The organism is Burkholderia sp. MSMB0856, from assembly GCF_001524645.2.
Taxonomy (GTDB): domain Bacteria; phylum Pseudomonadota; class Gammaproteobacteria; order Burkholderiales; family Burkholderiaceae; genus Burkholderia; species Burkholderia diffusa.
Genome location: NZ_CP013427.1, coordinates 1,590,112 through 1,605,761, shown reverse-complemented (window position 1 = coordinate 1,605,761; position 15,650 = coordinate 1,590,112). Strand labels below are relative to the sequence as shown.

The 15,650-nt window shown below is 66.8% G+C and carries 15 protein-coding genes; 2 read left to right on the top strand and 13 right to left on the bottom strand.

Features of this window, described 5'->3' with window-relative positions; translation table 11 throughout:
* Nucleotides 1-67: 67 nt before the first annotated feature.
* The 3 genes from WS87_RS08670 to ndk all read right to left on the bottom strand — a co-directional run bounded on the left by WS87_RS08670 (nucleotide 68) and on the right by ndk (nucleotide 2,850).
* The gene (locus WS87_RS08670) at nucleotides 68-1,093 is read right to left on the bottom strand and encodes a helix-turn-helix domain-containing protein (protein WP_059817528.1); all 1,026 of its coding nucleotides are present in this window, start codon (nucleotides 1,091-1,093) and stop codon (nucleotides 68-70) included.
* Between the two features lie 136 nt (nucleotides 1,094-1,229).
* A complete protein-coding gene (rlmN, locus tag WS87_RS08665) occupies nucleotides 1,230-2,369 on the bottom strand; it encodes a 23S rRNA (adenine(2503)-C(2))-methyltransferase RlmN (protein WP_014896906.1) in 1,140 nt (379 codons plus the stop codon).
* Nucleotides 2,370-2,424: 55 nt separating this feature from the next.
* On the bottom strand, nucleotides 2,425-2,850 hold the full coding sequence (gene ndk / locus WS87_RS08660; protein WP_006478674.1) for a nucleoside-diphosphate kinase: 426 nt from the start codon (nucleotides 2,848-2,850) through the stop codon (nucleotides 2,425-2,427).
* A gap of 250 nt (nucleotides 2,851-3,100) precedes the next feature.
* On the opposite strand from ndk, the gene WS87_RS08655 reads away from it, so the two are divergent.
* The gene (locus WS87_RS08655; protein ID WP_006761414.1) at nucleotides 3,101-3,799 is read left to right on the top strand and encodes a Bax inhibitor-1/YccA family protein; all 699 of its coding nucleotides are present in this window, start codon (nucleotides 3,101-3,103) and stop codon (nucleotides 3,797-3,799) included.
* 67 nt (nucleotides 3,800-3,866) lie between these two features.
* On the opposite strand, the gene rlmD is transcribed toward WS87_RS08655, so the two are convergent.
* Entirely contained in the window at nucleotides 3,867-5,264 is a 1,398-nt protein-coding gene (rlmD, locus tag WS87_RS08650; protein WP_082721843.1) for a 23S rRNA (uracil(1939)-C(5))-methyltransferase RlmD, read from the bottom strand.
* A 209-nt stretch (nucleotides 5,265-5,473) separates the two neighbouring features.
* Here rlmD and WS87_RS08645 point away from each other — a divergent pair, with 209 nt between their 5' ends.
* Nucleotides 5,474-6,328, top strand: a complete 855-nt coding sequence (locus WS87_RS08645) for an endonuclease/exonuclease/phosphatase family protein (protein ID WP_059817530.1) — start codon at nucleotides 5,474-5,476, stop codon at nucleotides 6,326-6,328.
* A gap of 27 nt (nucleotides 6,329-6,355) precedes the next feature.
* On the opposite strand, the gene WS87_RS08640 is transcribed toward WS87_RS08645, so the two are convergent.
* The 9 genes from WS87_RS08640 to dnaX all read right to left on the bottom strand — a co-directional run bounded on the left by WS87_RS08640 (nucleotide 6,356) and on the right by dnaX (nucleotide 15,626).
* Entirely contained in the window at nucleotides 6,356-7,132 is a 777-nt protein-coding gene (locus WS87_RS08640) for a 3'-5' exonuclease (protein WP_059817531.1), read from the bottom strand.
* A 3-nt stretch (nucleotides 7,133-7,135) separates the two neighbouring features.
* The gene (rpoS, locus tag WS87_RS08635; protein WP_059817533.1) at nucleotides 7,136-8,221 is read right to left on the bottom strand and encodes an RNA polymerase sigma factor RpoS; all 1,086 of its coding nucleotides are present in this window, start codon (nucleotides 8,219-8,221) and stop codon (nucleotides 7,136-7,138) included.
* A gap of 11 nt (nucleotides 8,222-8,232) precedes the next feature.
* Nucleotides 8,233-9,114 (bottom strand): peptidoglycan DD-metalloendopeptidase family protein, encoded by an 882-nt coding sequence (locus WS87_RS08630; RefSeq protein ID WP_059817535.1) that lies wholly within the window; start codon nucleotides 9,112-9,114, stop codon nucleotides 8,233-8,235.
* Between the two features lie 5 nt (nucleotides 9,115-9,119).
* The gene (locus tag WS87_RS08625) at nucleotides 9,120-10,049 is read right to left on the bottom strand and encodes a protein-L-isoaspartate(D-aspartate) O-methyltransferase (protein WP_059817537.1); all 930 of its coding nucleotides are present in this window, start codon (nucleotides 10,047-10,049) and stop codon (nucleotides 9,120-9,122) included.
* Complete coding sequence (gene surE / locus WS87_RS08620; RefSeq protein WP_059817539.1) at nucleotides 10,046-10,807, bottom strand: 5'/3'-nucleotidase SurE; 762 nt, start codon at nucleotides 10,805-10,807, stop codon at nucleotides 10,046-10,048. The genes WS87_RS08625 and surE overlap by 4 nt, the downstream gene beginning before the upstream one ends.
* Nucleotides 10,808-11,052: 245 nt before the next feature.
* Nucleotides 11,053-12,258 carry a CaiB/BaiF CoA transferase family protein gene (locus tag WS87_RS08615; RefSeq protein WP_059529902.1) on the bottom strand — a complete coding sequence of 402 codons (1,206 nt, stop codon included), beginning with the start codon at nucleotides 12,256-12,258 and terminating at the stop codon, nucleotides 11,053-11,055.
* A gap of 48 nt (nucleotides 12,259-12,306) precedes the next feature.
* Nucleotides 12,307-12,903, bottom strand: a complete 597-nt coding sequence (recR, locus tag WS87_RS08610) for a recombination mediator RecR (protein ID WP_014896897.1) — start codon at nucleotides 12,901-12,903, stop codon at nucleotides 12,307-12,309.
* Nucleotides 12,904-12,934: 31 nt separating this feature from the next.
* Nucleotides 12,935-13,261 carry a YbaB/EbfC family nucleoid-associated protein gene (locus WS87_RS08605; RefSeq protein WP_006755698.1) on the bottom strand — a complete coding sequence of 109 codons (327 nt, stop codon included), beginning with the start codon at nucleotides 13,259-13,261 and terminating at the stop codon, nucleotides 12,935-12,937.
* Between the two features lie 94 nt (nucleotides 13,262-13,355).
* Nucleotides 13,356-15,626, bottom strand: coding sequence for a DNA polymerase III subunit gamma/tau (dnaX, locus tag WS87_RS08600; RefSeq protein WP_059817541.1), 2,271 nt, complete (start codon nucleotides 15,624-15,626; stop codon nucleotides 13,356-13,358).
* Nucleotides 15,627-15,650 lie beyond the last annotated feature (24 nt).

Here is a 15,650-nt window from a genome sequence, read left to right as displayed (position 1 = left end):
CATGAATTGAAAAAGCGCCGTGCCCTCGCGGCCTGTCCAGGACAGACCTGCGTCACGGCGCTTGACGTCAGGGCAGCGTGAACCGCGCCACGTTACCCCGCGCTGCCGAATATTTCGCCGGATCGACAGGTTTTCCGTCGAACGCGACCGTATCAAGACCTGCCTTGTTGCCGATCGTCACCTTGAACGGCCCGTCGCCGGCGACCTGCTTCGTCTCGCCGGCCCGCACCAGCGCCGAGAACAGCTCCTTGCCGCTCTTGTCGCGCACGCTGAACCAGCAATCCTGCTTGACCTTCAGTTCGACCATCGACTGGCCTGCCGCCACCACGACGCTCGCGGGCTGCACCGGCACGGCCGCGCTGCTCGCCGCTGCCGTCGCGACGATCGGTTGCGACGCAGGCACGACGGCCGTCGGCGCCGGGGCTGAAGCAACCGGAGCAGCCGACGCAACGACCTGCGGTGCCGCGGCGGATGCTGCAACCTGGGCCGGGACGTCGTTGCCGACTGCCGTCGACGCGCCGCCCGCGGCCGCCTCTTCGGCGGAAGACGCCGCCGGCGCGCTCGCCGCCGACGCATGTTCGGTGTCGCCGCCGCCCTTGAAGCGCGCGAGCCAGCTCGACGAATCGCCGCCAGTGTGCCACATGAGCACCGCGATCACCGCGACGACAACGATCGCCGTTCCCCACAGCCACGGATGATGGCGCGACGAGCCACCGAGCGGAATCGACACGCGACCACGCGGCAGATCCGTCCCCGACGACGCAGGCATCGACAGATCGACCTCCGGCACGCCCCGCTCGCGGCGCAATGCCTGCGCAAACGGCTCGGGATCGACACCAAGCATCTTCGCGTAGCTGCGCACGACGCCGAGCGCGAACGTCACGCCGGGCAAATGGCTGATGTCGCCTGCCTCGAGCGCACGCAGCTTCTGCGGGGCGACCTTGAGCCGCGCCGACACGTCATCGACCGTCCAACCCTTGGCTTCCCGGAGCTGCGCCAGCCGGCCGCCGACGGCTGCCAGCGTTTCAAGCCCTGCCTGCGCCGGCTTCGCGGCATTCGTCTCTGCGCCGTTTGTCGGCTGCGGCTCACTCATCCTTGTCCTCGCGTCGATTCTTCTTCACTGGCGGGCGCCGCCGGCCCCCGCAACCGTCCATATCATGCGCGGCGCCGAGGCGCCGCGACCGATCGCTATTCGCGTGTTGTACCGCCAAAAGGTTCGGGCATCCCCGTCAAACCGCCCGAACTTCGATGATTTTTGCTGCTGCGCCCGTTCGCTCCGCCAATCGCGTGCGATCCTTCACGGCGCCGGCCAGCTGGCCGCACGCGGCGTCAATGTCGTCGCCGCGCGTCTTGCGCACGGTCGTGACGACACCCGCGTCGATGAGGACCTGTGCGAAACGCTTGATCTGCTCCGGTTTCGAGCGGATGAGGCCCGATTCCGGAAACGGATTGAACGGGATCAGATTGAACTTGCAGGGCACGTCGCGCGTGACGGCCAGCAGTTCGCGCGCATGTGCTTCGGTGTCGTTGACGCCGTCGAGCATGCAGTATTCGAAAGTAATGAAGTCGCGTGGCGCAACTTTGAGATAACGCTGGCACGCGGCCATCAGCTCGCGAAGCGGATGCTTCTTGTTGAGCGGCACCAGCTCGTCGCGCAGCGCGTCGTTCGGCGCGTGCAGCGAAACGGCGAGCGCGACCGGCAGTTCGGCGCCGAGGCGGTCCATCATCGGCACCACGCCGGACGTCGACAACGTGACGCGGCGGCGCGACAGGCCGTAAGCGTTGTCGTCGAGCATCAGCCGCATCGCGGGCACGACCGCGCTGTAGTTCAGCAGCGGCTCGCCCATGCCCATCATCACCACGTTGGTGACGACCCGTTCGGCCTTGCCGTTCGGACCGGGCGCGCGACCAAGCGACGCACGCAATGCAAATTCGGCCATCCGGAGCTGACCGATGATTTCGGCTGTCGACAGATTGCGGGAGAAACCCTGCTTGCCCGTCGAGCAGAAGCGGCAGTTGACCGCACACCCGGCCTGCGACGACACACACAGCGTGCCGCGCGTCTCTTCCGGGATGAAAACGGTTTCGACCGCATTGCCGTTTCCGACGTCGATCAGCCACTTGCGCGTGCCGTCGGTGGAAACGTGATCGCTGACGATATCGGGCATCACAATCGACGCGCGGCCCTTGAGCTTTTCTCTCAGGGACTTCGCAAGGTCGGTCATGCCGTCGAAATCGCCGGCGTTGTACTGATGGATCCAGCGCTGCAACTGCTTGGCGCGGAACGGCTTCTCGCCGAGGCTGCCGCAGTACGCGACAAGACCCTCGGCATCGAAGTCGAGAAGATTGACGGAAGTTTCGCTCGTCATGATGTGCTGCCTTGCCGCGTGCGCTGAATCCTGCCTACTTGTTGCCAGCCAGGGCTTAGCGCGAGTAGACGTTCATTTCCGGGAAGAAGAACGCGATTTCGACCGCGGCCGTTTCGGCAGCGTCCGAGCCGTGCACGGCGTTCGCGTCGATGCTGTCGGCGAAGTCGGCGCGGATCGTGCCCTTTTCCGCCTTCTTCGGATCCGTCGCGCCCATCAGGTCGCGGTTCTTCAGGATCGCGCCTTCACCTTCCAGAACCTGGATCATCACCGGGCCCGAGATCATGAAATCGACGAGATCCTTGAAGAACGGACGTGCTGCGTGAACTGCGTAGAACTTCTCTGCGTCCGCACGCGACAGGTGTGCCATGCGCGATGCGACGATCTTCAGGCCGGCGCCTTCGAAACGGCTGTAGATCTGGCCGATCACGTTCTTTGCCACCGCATCCGGCTTGATGATCGACAGGGTGCGCTCGATTGCCATAAAAACTCCAAGAAATTAAGAAGTTACAGGTTCAAATGAATCCGCTATTGTAGCACGATCCCGTGTATCATTGCGATTGAACCCTTACACGAGTGAAAGGTTCAGAATCCATATGTTTTTGCGCCGCCCGGCCATTGAAACCTCGCGGCGCGGAACGTATCTTAGCCATAGCTGCTCCGGTTTGCTGCGCCGCACACCGCGTGCGCCGAACCGGCCCGGGACGCCCACGCGTTCAATGTTAGGAGAAACCATGAACGACTATCCGTACAATTTCGGCCGCGGCGGCTCCGTCAGCACCGCGGAGGTTCGCAATCGCGTGCTGCGGAACACATACTGGCTGCTCGCGCTGTCGATGGTGCCGACGGTGCTGGGCGCATGGGTCGGCGTCGCGACGGGCTTCTCGCTGTTCGCGGCCACGAGCCCGATGATGAGCCTGCTCGCGTTCTTCGCGATCGCGTTCGGCTTCATGTTCGCGATCGAGCGGACGAAAAACAGCGCGGCCGGCGTGTTCGTGCTGCTCGGCTTCACGTTCTTCATGGGCCTGATGCTGTCGCGCCTGCTGAGCTTCATCCTCGGCTTCTCGAACGGCCCGTCGCTGATCATGCTCGCGTTCGGCGGCACCGGCATCATCTTCGCCGCGATGGCGACGATCGCCACGGTCAGCAAGCGTGACTTCTCGGGGCTCGGCAAGTGGCTGTTCATGGGCGTGATCGTGATCCTGCTTGCCTCGGTCGCGAACATCTTCCTGCAACTGCCGGCGCTGATGCTCACCGTGTCCGTGCTCGCGATCGCGATCTTCTCGGCCTACATGCTGTTCGACGTCCAGCGCGTCGTGAACGGTGGCGAGACGAACTACATCTCGGCTACGCTTGCGATCTACCTCGATCTGTACAACGTGTTCACGAACCTGCTCGCGCTGCTGGGCATCTTCGGCGGCAACCGCAACTGACGGTCGCTGTACACCATAAAAAAAACCGGCCCTCGAGGCCGGTTTTTTACGTCCGCCGCCCGCCCGCTCAATCGCGCTCGAACAACGCGATCGATTCGACGTGCGACGTATTCGGGAACATGTTCACGACCCCGGCACCCTTCAGCCGATAGCCGGCCTCGTGCACGAGCAGGCCCGCGTCGCGCGCGAGCGTCGACGGGTTGCACGACACGTAGACGATGCGCTTCGGCAGCGGGCCTTCGCCGCTCTGCGCGATTTCGGCCAGCGCCTTCGACACCGCGAGCGCGCCTTCGCGCGGCGGATCGATCAGGAACTTGTCGAACGCGCCGAGCGCACGGAGGTCGTCACCCGTGACCTCGAACAGGTTCCGGCACGCGAACGTCGTGTGGCCGTCGACACCGTTCTCGCGCGCATTCGCCAGCGCACGCGTCGTCAGCGTCTCGCTGCCTTCGATGCCCATCACCTCGCGCGACAGCCGCGCCAGCGGCAGCGTGAAGTTGCCGATCCCGCAGAACAGGTCGAGCACGCGATCGTCGCGCGACGGCGCAAGCAGGCGCAGTGCGCGGCCCACCAGCACGCGGTTGATCTGATGGTTGACCTGCGTGAAGTCGGTCGGCTTGAACGGCATGCGGATACCGAACTCCGGCAGCGTGTAGTCGAGCGGCACGTCGAGCGGATAGAACGGCGTGACCGTGTCCGGGCCCTTCGGCTGAAGCCAGAACTGCACCTTGTGCTCGTCCGCGAACGCGCGCAGCAGCGCTTCGTCATCCGCATTGATCGGCTCCAGCACGCGCAGCACCAGCGCCGTGACTTGCGAACCGACCGCGAGCTCGATCTGCGGCATCCGGTCACGGATCGACAGTCCCTCCACCAGCCGACGCAGCGGCACGAGCATCGCCGACACGTGCGGCGGCAACACTTCGCAGCTCGTCATGTCGGCGACATAGCTGCTCTTCTTTTCATGGAATCCGACCAGCACGCCGCCCTTCTTCGCGACGTTGCGCACGGTCAGGCGCGCACGGTAGCGGTAGCCCCACGACGGACCGTGGATCGGCGCGAACACCGTCTCGGCGCGCAGCTTCGACAGGTGCCACAGGTTGTCCTCGAGCACGCGCTGCTTGATCGCCACCTGCGCACGCATGTCGAGGTGCTGCATCGAGCAGCCGCCGCAGGTGCCGAAGAATTTGCACTTCGGCTGCGTGCGCAGCACGCTCGGGCGCAGAATATCGACAACGGTCGCCTGCTCGTAGCTCGGCTTGCGACGATAGCTCGAATAGGTCACGCGCTCGCCGGGCAGCGCGCCCTCGACGAAGATGACCTTGCCCGGCGAGCCGTCTTCGGTCGTCGTGCGGCCGACACCGCGCGCTTCCATGTCGAGCGATTCGATCTCGAGAACCGGGGCAGGCCCGGGCGCGACGGGCGCATTTTTCGACTTGCGCGCAGAAGTGGGGACGGCTTCGGACACCAGCTTTTCCTGACAAAACGTTGAAGAAGGCGAGATTGTAGACGACGAAAGCCCGCATCGCCTGCTTTCGTGGCGCAAGCGTCGAGATGGATGCGTCTACCGCGCCGCGTCATGCAGGAACGGCCTGCCGCCGGCCCGCATGCGCCGCGTCTCGAGCCAGGCCATGGGCGGCACAGGTTCTGCTCGCGGAAGACTCAGGAGACTCGACCATGCGACTGATCGACTGGAACGTTCAATGGGGTCGGGACGCGGACAGCGTCGTCGACCTCCCCCGCACCATCGCCGCCGCCCGCGGGCTCGTCGACTTCGACGTGTTCTGTCTGCAGGAAGTGACGCGCGGCTTCGGCGCCCTGCCCGGCCGGCCGGGCCCCGACCAGTTCGCCGAGCTGGCGGCGTTGCTGCCCGGCTATACGATCGTCGACGCGATCGGCGCCGACTTGCCGGCGCTCGAACCCGGCGCGCCGCGCCGCCAGTTCGGCAATGCGATCGCGTCCCGGCTACCCGTCCGGCGCGTGCTGCGCCACCTGCTGCCGTGGCCGGCCGACGCGGTCGCGCCGTCAATGCCGCGTGTCGCGCTGGACGTCGAGCTGGTGACCCGGTCGGGCCCGCTGCGGGTCGTCACGACGCACCTCGAATTCTATTCGGCGCGCCAGCGACTCGCGCAGGTCGATGCGTTGCGTGATCGGCATCGCGAGGCCTGCGGCCACGCGGACCGGCCCGCGCCGGCGGAAAATGCGACGGGGCCGTTCAGCGCGACCGGCCAGCCGCGCGACGCGATCATCTGCGGCGATTTCAACAGCGCGTTCGACAGCGATGCGTACCGGCGGATGCTGGCGCCGATCGCCGACGCGCCGCCGTTCGTCGATGCGTGGATTGCCCGCCACCCGGGCTGCACGCCGCCGCCGACTGCCGGCGTCTATGACACGGCACAATGGTCGGAAGGACCGCTCGCATGTGATTTCGTGTTCGTGACCGATACGCTGCTGCCACGCGTCACGCGCTGCGAGATCAACGGTGACCTGCGCGCGTCGGATCACCAACCGGTCGTGCTCGAACTCGATTGATCGCTGCCGCGGCGCGAGCCGCCCGCATCACACGTCGAAACCGGCTAGGTATTCGGTCCAATGCGACGCGGGCTCCTGTGCCAGCGCGTTCTTCACGAGCAGGATCTCGTCAGCATATTCGCTCGACGTCAGGCCGCCGCGCATCAGCTGGAACCGGCAATACAGCAGGTAAGTATTGACGACGTCGGTTTCGCAATAGTTGCGGATTTCCTCGATCTGGCCGTCCTGGAACGCGGGCCACACTTGGCTGCCGTCCATCCCGAGCTTGCCCGGAAAACCGCACAGCTTCGCAAGCGCGTCGAGCGGCGCGTTCGCGCGCGCCTGATACATCGCGAGCACGTCCATCAGATCAGTGTGTCGCGAGTGATAGCGCGAGATGTAGTTATTCCACTTGAAGTCGCGGTCATCCTCGCCCAGATCCCAGTAGCGCGTCGCGGGGATCCCGTGCACGAGCGCACGGTAATGGAGCACCGGCAGATCGAATCCGCCGCCGTTCCACGACACGAGCTGCGGCGTGTATTTCTCGATCACGCGGTAGAACGACTGGACCAGCGTCGCCTCGTTGTCCTGGGGCGTGCCCAGCGAGCGCACGCGAAAACCGTTGTTGTCGCGGAACACGCAGGAGATCGCCGCGATGCGCTGCAGGTGATGCGGCAGGAAATCGCTGCCGGTCTTCTCGCGACGCGCGGCGAATGCATGTTCGGCCACCGCGGCATCGTCGAGCGTCGCGGGCAGGTCTTCCAGACGGCGAATGCCGTCGACATCGGGAATGGTCTCGATGTCAAAAACGAGAATCGGAGTCATCGGTTACAGAACGGCGTCCTTGCGCACGCCGTTGGAGGCAAAGAACCGCTTGAGGCGCACCAGCGCTTCCTGCTGGATCTGCCGCACGCGCTCGCGCGTGAGCCCCATCTCGTCGGCCAGCTCCTCGAGCGTGGCCGGTTCGATGTGGTTCAGGCCGAAGCGGCGCTCGATCACGTGCCGATGCTTGTCGGACAGCCGCGACAGCCACGCACGCGTGAGCGTCTCGAGTTCGCGGTGCTGCACCTCGGCGTCGGGCGACTGGCTCTGGTCGTCGGGCAGCAGGTCGAGCAGGCTGCTCGCGGGATCGAGATCGAGCGGTGCGTCGAGCGACGCGGTGTGCTCGTTGAGCGCGAGGATGTCGGTGACTTCCTCGGCGGTCTTGCCGGTGAGATAGGCGATGTCGTCGATGCTGGCTTCGCGGCGCTCGGCCGCCTCGCCCGTCGACATCGAATTCTTTTCGAGGTGGCGCTTCGCACGCAGCACCTGGTTCAGTTCGCGGATCACGTGCACGGGCAGGCGCACGGTGCGAGCCTGGTTCATGATCGCACGTTCGATGCTCTGGCGGATCCACCACGTCGCGTAGGTCGAGAAACGAAAGCCGCGCGTCGGGTCGAATTTCTCGATCGCGTGCATCAGGCCGAGGTTGCCTTCCTCGATCAGGTCGAGCAACGGCACGCCGCGGTTCAGGTAACCCTTCGCGATGCTGACGACGAGACGCAGGTTGCGCTCGATCATCACCTGCCGCGCCTCGAATTCGCCAGCCTTCGCAAGACGCGAATAGCGCTGCTCCTCCTCGACGGTCAGGAGCGGCTTCACGCTGATGCGATTCAGGTAATGCTGGATCGTGTCGGCCGTGAGTTCGGCCTGCAGCAATGCGCGGAAATCGTCGACGTCGGGCGCGGCTTCCGCACGGCCTTCGCGCTCGTCGTCGCCGTCCGCTTCGGCGTCGCGCGCCTCGAGATCACGTTCGTTTTCCGCGACGTCGTCTTCGTCGTCCGTCGAAGCGCCAGCTCGCTCCGCCGATGCTTGCGTGGCACGACTGATCTTCTCAGACTCGGCTTGCGGCTCGTGGCGCTTCGATTTCGGCATGGTCGTCTCGGTTATTGAGGCGGCAAATACTTCAGCGGATCGACAGGTTTACCCTGCCGGCGAACCTCGAAATGCAGCATCACGCGGTCGGCATCGCTGTTACCCATCTCGGCGATCTTTTGCCCCTTCGTCACCGCGTCCCCCTCTTTTACCATCAAAGCGCGATTGTGTGCATACGCTGTGAGGTAAGTTGCATCGTGCTTGATGATAATGAGGTTGCCGTAACCACGCAGGCCGTTGCCCGAGTAGACGACGCGGCCGTCGGCCGCCGCCTTCACGGCCTCGCCGGACGTGCCGCCGATATTGACGCCCTTGTTCTTCGCGTCGTCGAAACCGTTCAGCACCGGGCCGCGCACGGGCCATGCAAACGTCACGGGGCCGCTGGGCGCTGCGGCCGTATCGCTCGATGCGGCGGCAGCCGGCGGCGTGCTAGCGGACGACGAGCCCGCGGCCGGCGTCGCGGGACCGCTGTTGAGCGGTGCGGTCGCGACGGCAGCGCCGGCGATCGGCGCGGCAGCCGGCGAGCCGGCAACCGCGGCACCGCCCGGCGGCGCGACGCGCAGCAATTGGTCGACTTCGATCTGGTTCGGGTTCGCCAGGTTGTTCCACGTGGCGATGTCGCGATAATTCTGCCCGTTTTCGAGCGCGATCCGGTACAGCGTATCGCCCGGTTTCACACGGTAGAAGCCGGGCGGCGGTGGGCCGAGCGGCACCGCCGGCTGCGCGGCGGCGGCCGTGCCGAGCGTTCCGGAGCGGTCGACGACGGGCGCGTTGTCGAGCCGCGTCGCACAGGCGGCCAGTAGCGTGGAGAACGCAGCCACACAGATCGCGCGCTGGGCGAACGTGAGCGGTTCCCTGGTTCGGTTGTTTTGCATCGCGCGCAACATACTCATCGGTTTCAAATCACTCCGGATTTTAAAGGGACAAAGAAAACGCGATCAAGCCGCGACTCCCGCCATTGCGCGTGCGCGACGCGCTCGACGAGCGTGAGCACCTGGGGCTGCCCGCTCTGCGCGCCGACCGGCGCGACGAGCCGCCCGCCGATCGCGAGTTGCTCGAGCAGCGCCTGCGGCACGTCAAGCCCCGCCGCCGCGATCACGATCGCGTCGAACGGGCCCGCTGCCGGCAGGCCGACACGCCCGTCGCCGTAATGCAGACGGATGTTCGGCACGCGCAGCGGCCGCAGGTTCAGCTTCGCGCGCTCGTAGAGCGGCTTGATGCGTTCAATCGAATACACGTCGCGCGCCACGTGACTCAGCACCGCGGCCTGGTAGCCGCAACCGGTGCCGATCTCGAGGACGCGCTCGAGCGTGCGGCCGGCCATCGCGAGCTCGATCATGCGCGCGACGACCGACGGCTTTGAAATCGTTTGCTGGTGGCCGATCGGCAGCGCGGCATCCTCATAGGCCTGCGTCGCGAGCCCCGGATCCACGAACATGTGGCGCGGCACCGCGGCCATCGCATCCAGCACGCGCGCATCGGTCACGCCGTTCGCGCGCAGGCGTTCGACCATGCGCTCGCGCACACGTTCCGACGTCAGCGCGAACGCACCGGCCGGCGCGACGCTCGGCGCAGCCGGCTTGGGCATCGCGGGCTTCGGCACGGTCGGTTTCGGCGCGGTCGCCGGCTTCGCGGCGGTCGTGCCGTGCACCGGGCGGGCGACGCCCGTCTTCACCGCCACCGGCTTCAGCACGGCGGCGGACTTGTCGACGGCCTTCGGCACCGCGCCCGCCGCATGGCGTTCGCCGGCCCGACCTTCCGATTTGCGTGGCGCTCGCTTGAGATCTTCGAGCGCGAGCGGAAACCGCTTCGCGCGCTCGCCGCTCATGAAGCCCGCCCTCCTGCGCGCACCCACTCGCGCGTCGCAGGCAGCATTTGCGTATGCGTGAGATCGAGCTGCAGCGGCGTGATCGATACGAAACCGTTTGCGACGGCGTGGAAATCGGTGCCTTCGCTCGCGTCCAGCGCCGCACCTGCGGCACCGATCCAGTAGACCGGCTCGCCGCGCGGGTCGGTCTGGCGAATCACCGGCTGCGACGGGTGACGCTTGCCGAGGCGCGTGACCTGCCAGCCTTTCAGTTCGTCGTACGGCAGATTCGGAATATTGACGTTCAGCAGCGGCTGACCGGGCAGCGGATGCGCGAGATAGTGTTCGACGATTTCCGCGGCGACGCGCGCCGCGTCCGTCAGATGCGCCCAGCCCTTCTCGGCCAGCGAAAACGCGATGGCCGGCACGCCGAACATGATGCCTTCGGTGGCGGCCGCAACTGTCCCTGAATAGAGCGTGTCTTCGCCCATGTTCTGGCCGTTGTTGATCCCGGACACGACGAGGTCGGGCCTCGCGTCGGCCATCCCCGTCAACGCGACGTGCACCGAATCGGTCGGCGTGCCGTTCACGTAGAAGAAACCCGTATTCGTCGCGCGCTGCACCGACAGCGGTCGCGACAGCGTGAGGGAATTCGATGCGCCGCTGCAGTTCTGCTCGGGCGCGATCACCGTGAGGTCGGCCAGCGGCTGCAGCGCGTCGCTGAGCGCGGCGAGACCGGGGGCGAGATAGCCGTCGTCGTTGCTGAGTAGGATTCGCATCCGGCGATTGTAACCGAGGAAAGATGGCGCGAGAGCGACAGTCAGGCGGCTGCGGACGGGCCTGCGTGCACGGTGCGTGCACGGTGCGTGCGCGGTGCGTGCGCGGTGCGGCGGCGCATTGCACGGCGGCGTTCCGCAGGCGCGAGACAACGTTATGCCGCCTAGCGTTTTCCGCCCCGAAGGGTGCCCGTCGGGAGAGGCTGCCCTCGCGGAGGCCCGACGCGAAGCGCCCGGCCTTGGGGTGCTCAGATCGCGCCGGCCTCGCGCAGCGCGGCGATCGCCTGTGCGTCGTAGCCGAGCCCGCGCAGCACCTCGTCCGTATGCTCGCCGAGTTCGGGCCCGAGCCAGCGCGTTTCGCCCGGCGTGTCGGACAGCTTCGGCGTGATGTTCGGCAGCGGAATGTCGGTGCCGTCGGCCAGCTTGAAACGCTGGATCATCTGCCGCGCGACGAACTGCGGATCGGTGAACATGTCGGCGGCGCTGTAGATGCGCCCGGCCGGCACGTCGGCCGCGTTGAGCACGACGAGCGCCTCGTCGATCGTGCGCGGCGCGAGCCACGCGGCGATCGCATCGTCGATCTCCTGCGTGCGCGGCACGCGTCCGTCGTTCCGTGCAAGCGCCGGATCGTCGGCGAGATCGTCGCGTTCGATCGCCTTCATCAGTCGCTTGAAGATCGGGTCGCTGTTGCCGCCGATCACGATGCTGCCGTCGCGGCACGCGTAGGTGTTCGACGGCACGATGCCCGGCAGCGACGCGCCGGTGCGCTCGCGCACCATCCCGTACACGCCGTACTCGGGCACCACGCTTTCCATCATGTTGAACACCGCTTCATACAGCGCAACGTCGACCACCTGCCCCGCGCCGCCGTTCACCTTGCGGTGATGAAGTGCCATCAGCGCGCCGATCACGCCGTGCAGCGCGGCGATCGAATCGCCGATCGAGATGCCGATGCGCGGCGGCGGAAGGTCCGGATAGCCGGTGATGTGGCGCAACCCGCCCATCGATTCGGCGATCGCGCCGAAACCGGGCCGGTCGCGGTACGGGCCCGTCTGCCCGTAGCCGGACAGGCGCACCATCACGAGACCGGGGTTGTCGGCCGACAGCACGTCGTAGCCGAGCCCGAGCTTTTCGAGCAGGCCCGGGCGGAAGTTTTCGATCACGATGTCGGCCTCGCGCGCGAGCTGCCGCGCGATCGTCTTGCCGGCATCGGATTTCAGGTTGAGGGTGACCGATTTCTTGTTGCGCGCCTGGACCGACCACCACAACGACGTGCCACCCTGCTCCGGATGCAGCTTGCGCCACTTGCGCAGCGGGTCGCCGCCGTTCGGATCCTCGATCTTGATCACTTCCGCGCCGAATTCAGCAAAGAGGCGCGACGCGAACGGCCCCGCGATCAGCGTCCCGAATTCGAGCACTTTGACGCCCGCGAGGGGGCCCTGGCTGGTGCTCATGTGTCTCCCTGACATGAGGAACGGCGCCGCCGGCCGGCGGCGCCCGGCTTACATCGTGCGGCGGTCGAGCATCGCGCGGGCGATCGTGCCCGCGTCGACGTATTCGAGCTCGCCACCCACCGGCACGCCGCGCGCGAGGCGCGTGACCGCAAGCCCGCGCGCCTTCAGCGTCTGGCCGAGGTAGTGCGCGGTGGCTTCGCCCTCGTTCGTGAAGTTAGTCGCGAGCACGACTTCCTTGACGATCCCGTCGGACGCGCGCCGCACGAGGCGGTCGAAATGGATTTCCTTCGGGCCGATCCCGTCGAGCGGGCTCAGCCGGCCCATCAGCACGAAATACAGCCCGCGATACGTCATCGTCTGCTCGAGCATGATCTGGTCGGCCGGCGTCTCGACGACGCACAGCAGCGTCGGATCACGCTCCTCGTCGCTGCACACCTCGCAGATCTGCGCTTCCGTGAACGTATTGCACTTCTCGCAGTGCTGCAGGTGCTCGGTCGCGAACAGCAGCGACCGGCCGAGCCGCTCCGCGCCCTCCCGATCGTGCTGCATCAGGTGGTACGCCATGCGCTGCGCGGATTTCGGCCCGACGCCGGGCAATACGCGCAACGCTTCGACGAGCGCGGACAGGGCGGACGGCTGTTTCATACGGCGGCTGAAAGCTGAACAGACGCTGCGCTCAGAACGGCAGCTTGAAGCCCGGGGGCAGCGGCAGGCCCGACGTCATGCCGCTCATCTTTTCCTGCGACGTCGCCTCGGCCTTGCGCACGGCATCGTTGAACGCGGCTGCGACCAGATCCTCGAGCATGTCCTTGTCGTCCGCGAGCAGGCTCGGGTCGATCGCCACGCGACGCACTTCGTTGCGGCAGGTCATCGTCACCTTGACGAGGCCGGCACCCGACTGCCCTTCGACTTCGATCTGCGCAAGCTGCTCCTGCATCTTCTTCATGTTTTCCTGCATTTGCTGCGCTTGCTTCATCAGTCCGGCGAGGTTGCCTTTCAACATGGGAATACTCCTTCTTGATCGTGTGAAAACCGGCACGCGGCGCGTGCCGGTCAATGTGTGCGGGCGTGATTGTGCCTGTCGCGGTGCGATTCGTTCAATGCAGCGTCGGGGGCGTGCCGTCCGGCGCCGAATCGGCGAGCGGCCGCACCGAGCCTTCGACGATACGCGCGCCGAAGTCACGCACGAGCTGCTGGACGAACGGATCGCCATGGATGTCCTGCTCGGCCTCGCGCTGGCGTGCCGCACGCGCAGCCGCATCCAGCGCCGCCGCGGTGCGCCGTGCGGGCCCGACCTCGACCGCGACCTCGACAGGCTTGCCGAGCGCGTCGGCCAGGGCGGCCTTCAGCTTCGCCACCTGGGCGGCGTCCGCATACTGCGGCACCGGCACGGACAGTTTCAACGTCGTCGCGTCGACGGCCGTCAGCTCGCTGTTGAACGCGAGCTGATATGCGACGCCCTTCAGCGGCAGCCGTGCGGCCAGCGCCGGCCATTCGCCGTCGAAGCCGACCGGATCGAGCGCGATCGCGGGTGGCAGCGGGCGCGTGTCGACCGGCGCGGACGGACGGGCCTCCGCCGGCTTCGGCGCAATGCGCACGTCGTCGGGGCCGCTGTCGAACACCGGCACGAAGCCGTCGTCCGCCGCACCGCCGAACATCTCATCGGCGCTGAGCGGCACGTATTCGTCCGGCGGAATGTCTTCCCACGGCGGCGGGGCCTGACGCGTGTCGGCCGGCTGCGGCGCGCGTGCCGCCGCGCGCGGCGTAGGCACCTGCACGGCAGGTCGCGATGCCGCCGATTTCTCCGGGGCCGGTTGGGCCGGCGCCGGTTTCGACGCGCCGCCCGTCCGCGAGCGTTCGGACGACACGCGCATGCCGGCATTGCGCAGCACGTCGAGTGCGGCAGCCGCACCCCCGCGGGCCGACGGGCGCGCGGCGGACTCGGCCGGCACTGCACGCGGCGCCTGTTCGGCAGCCGGCGCCGGTTCGTCGTTGCGCTTGGCGGCAGCAGGTAATTCGGGTTCGTTGCGGACAGCGGGCAACGCATCGCTCGTCGGCGCCGCTTGCGGTGCCGCGTTCGCTTCCGGCTGCGGCGAGACCGGTGCCGCGGCCGCTGCCGGCGTCGAAACAGGCTTCACGGCAGGCGGAGTCACGGCATCGTCAGACCGGGCCGGCGACGGACGCGCAGCAGGCGCGACCGGAGCGGCAGCAGCCACACGCGACGCGGGCGCGGATACGGCACGCGGCACGGCCGGCTGACCGCCCGGCGCACTGCCGGCGCCGACGGCCGGCTCGAACGCGAGCATCCGCAGCAACGTCATCGTGAAGCCGGCGTATTCGTCCGGCGCGAGGCCGAGCTCCGCGCGCCCGACCGTCGCGATCTGATAGAACAGTTGAACCTGCTCGGGGCTCAGCGTCTCCGCGAAGCGGCGCAGTTCGGCCGCTTCCGGCCATTCGTCAAGGACCGAGCCCGGCGCGAACTGCGCCCATGCGATCCGATGCAGCAGGCTCGCAAGATCCTGCAGCGCGGTGGAAAAGGACAGGCTGCGCAGCGACATCTCGTCGGCGATCGCGAGAATCTCCGGGCCGTTGCCGGCCGCGAGCGCATCGAGCAGGCGCACCATGTAGGTCTGGTCGAGCGCGCCGAGCATGCCCGACACGGCCGATTCGGTCACTTCGTTCGCCGAATACGCGATCGCCTGATCGGTCAGCGACAGCGCATCGCGCATGCTGCCTTGCGCGGCACGCGCGAGCAGGCGCAGCGCCTGTTGCTCGAACGAGATGCGCTCTTCGCCGAGGATCCGTTCGAGATGCGACACGATGTGCCCGGCCGGCATCTGCTTCAGGTTGAACTGCAGGCAGCGCGACAGCACGGTGACGGGAATCTTCTGCGGATCGGTCGTCGCGAGGATGAACTTGACGTGCGGCGGCGGCTCCTCGAGCGTCTTCAGCATCGCGTTGAACGCATGGTTCGTCAGCATGTGCACTTCGTCGATCATGTAGACCTTGAAGCGCGCATCGACGGGCGCGTACACCGCGCGCTCGAGCAGCGCGGCCATTTCGTCGACACCGCGGTTGCTCGCCGCGTCCATTTCGACGTAATCGACGAAGCGGCCTTCGTCGATCTCGCGGCACGCGCGGCACACACCGCACGGCTGCGACGTGACGCCGGTTTCGCAGTTGAGCGCCTTCGCGAAGATCCGCGACAGCGTCGTCTTGCCGACGCCGCGGGTTCCGGTAAACAGATAGGCGTGATGGAGACGCCCGCCGTCGAGCGCGTGCGTGAGCGCCCTGACGACGTGCTCCTGGCCGACGAGCGAAGCGAAATCCTTCGGACGCCACTTGCGTGCGAGAACTTGATAGGTCATCGGGAAATTGTATCAGTAACGCTG

Excerpts from the sequence above, each read along its gene's own strand:
- WS87_RS08605 (WP_006755698.1), bottom strand. The coding sequence starts at position 13,261 with ATGTTGAAAGGCAACCTCGCCGGACTGATGAAGCAAGCGCAGCAAATG.
- surE (WP_059817539.1), bottom strand. The coding sequence starts at position 10,807 with ATGCGAATCCTACTCAGCAACGACGACGGCTATCTCGCCCCCGGTCTC.
- WS87_RS08625 (WP_059817537.1), bottom strand. The coding sequence starts at position 10,049 with ATGAGCGGCGAGCGCGCGAAGCGGTTTCCGCTCGCGCTCGAAGATCTC.
- recR (WP_014896897.1), bottom strand. The coding sequence starts at position 12,903 with ATGAAACAGCCGTCCGCCCTGTCCGCGCTCGTCGAAGCGTTGCGCGTA.
- WS87_RS08645 (WP_059817530.1), top strand. The coding sequence starts at position 5,474 with ATGCGACTGATCGACTGGAACGTTCAATGGGGTCGGGACGCGGACAGC.
- ndk (WP_006478674.1), bottom strand. The coding sequence starts at position 2,850 with ATGGCAATCGAGCGCACCCTGTCGATCATCAAGCCGGATGCGGTGGCA.
- WS87_RS08655 (WP_006761414.1), top strand. The coding sequence starts at position 3,101 with ATGAACGACTATCCGTACAATTTCGGCCGCGGCGGCTCCGTCAGCACC.
- WS87_RS08615 (WP_059529902.1), bottom strand. The coding sequence starts at position 12,258 with ATGAGCACCAGCCAGGGCCCCCTCGCGGGCGTCAAAGTGCTCGAATTC.
- rpoS (WP_059817533.1), bottom strand. The coding sequence starts at position 8,221 with ATGCCGAAATCGAAGCGCCACGAGCCGCAAGCCGAGTCTGAGAAGATC.
- WS87_RS08670 (WP_059817528.1), bottom strand. The coding sequence starts at position 1,093 with ATGAGTGAGCCGCAGCCGACAAACGGCGCAGAGACGAATGCCGCGAAG.
- dnaX (WP_059817541.1), bottom strand. The coding sequence starts at position 15,626 with ATGACCTATCAAGTTCTCGCACGCAAGTGGCGTCCGAAGGATTTCGCT.
- WS87_RS08640 (WP_059817531.1), bottom strand. The coding sequence starts at position 7,132 with ATGACTCCGATTCTCGTTTTTGACATCGAGACCATTCCCGATGTCGAC.
- rlmN (WP_014896906.1), bottom strand. The coding sequence starts at position 2,369 with ATGACGAGCGAAACTTCCGTCAATCTTCTCGACTTCGATGCCGAGGGT.
- WS87_RS08630 (WP_059817535.1), bottom strand. The coding sequence starts at position 9,114 with ATGAGTATGTTGCGCGCGATGCAAAACAACCGAACCAGGGAACCGCTC.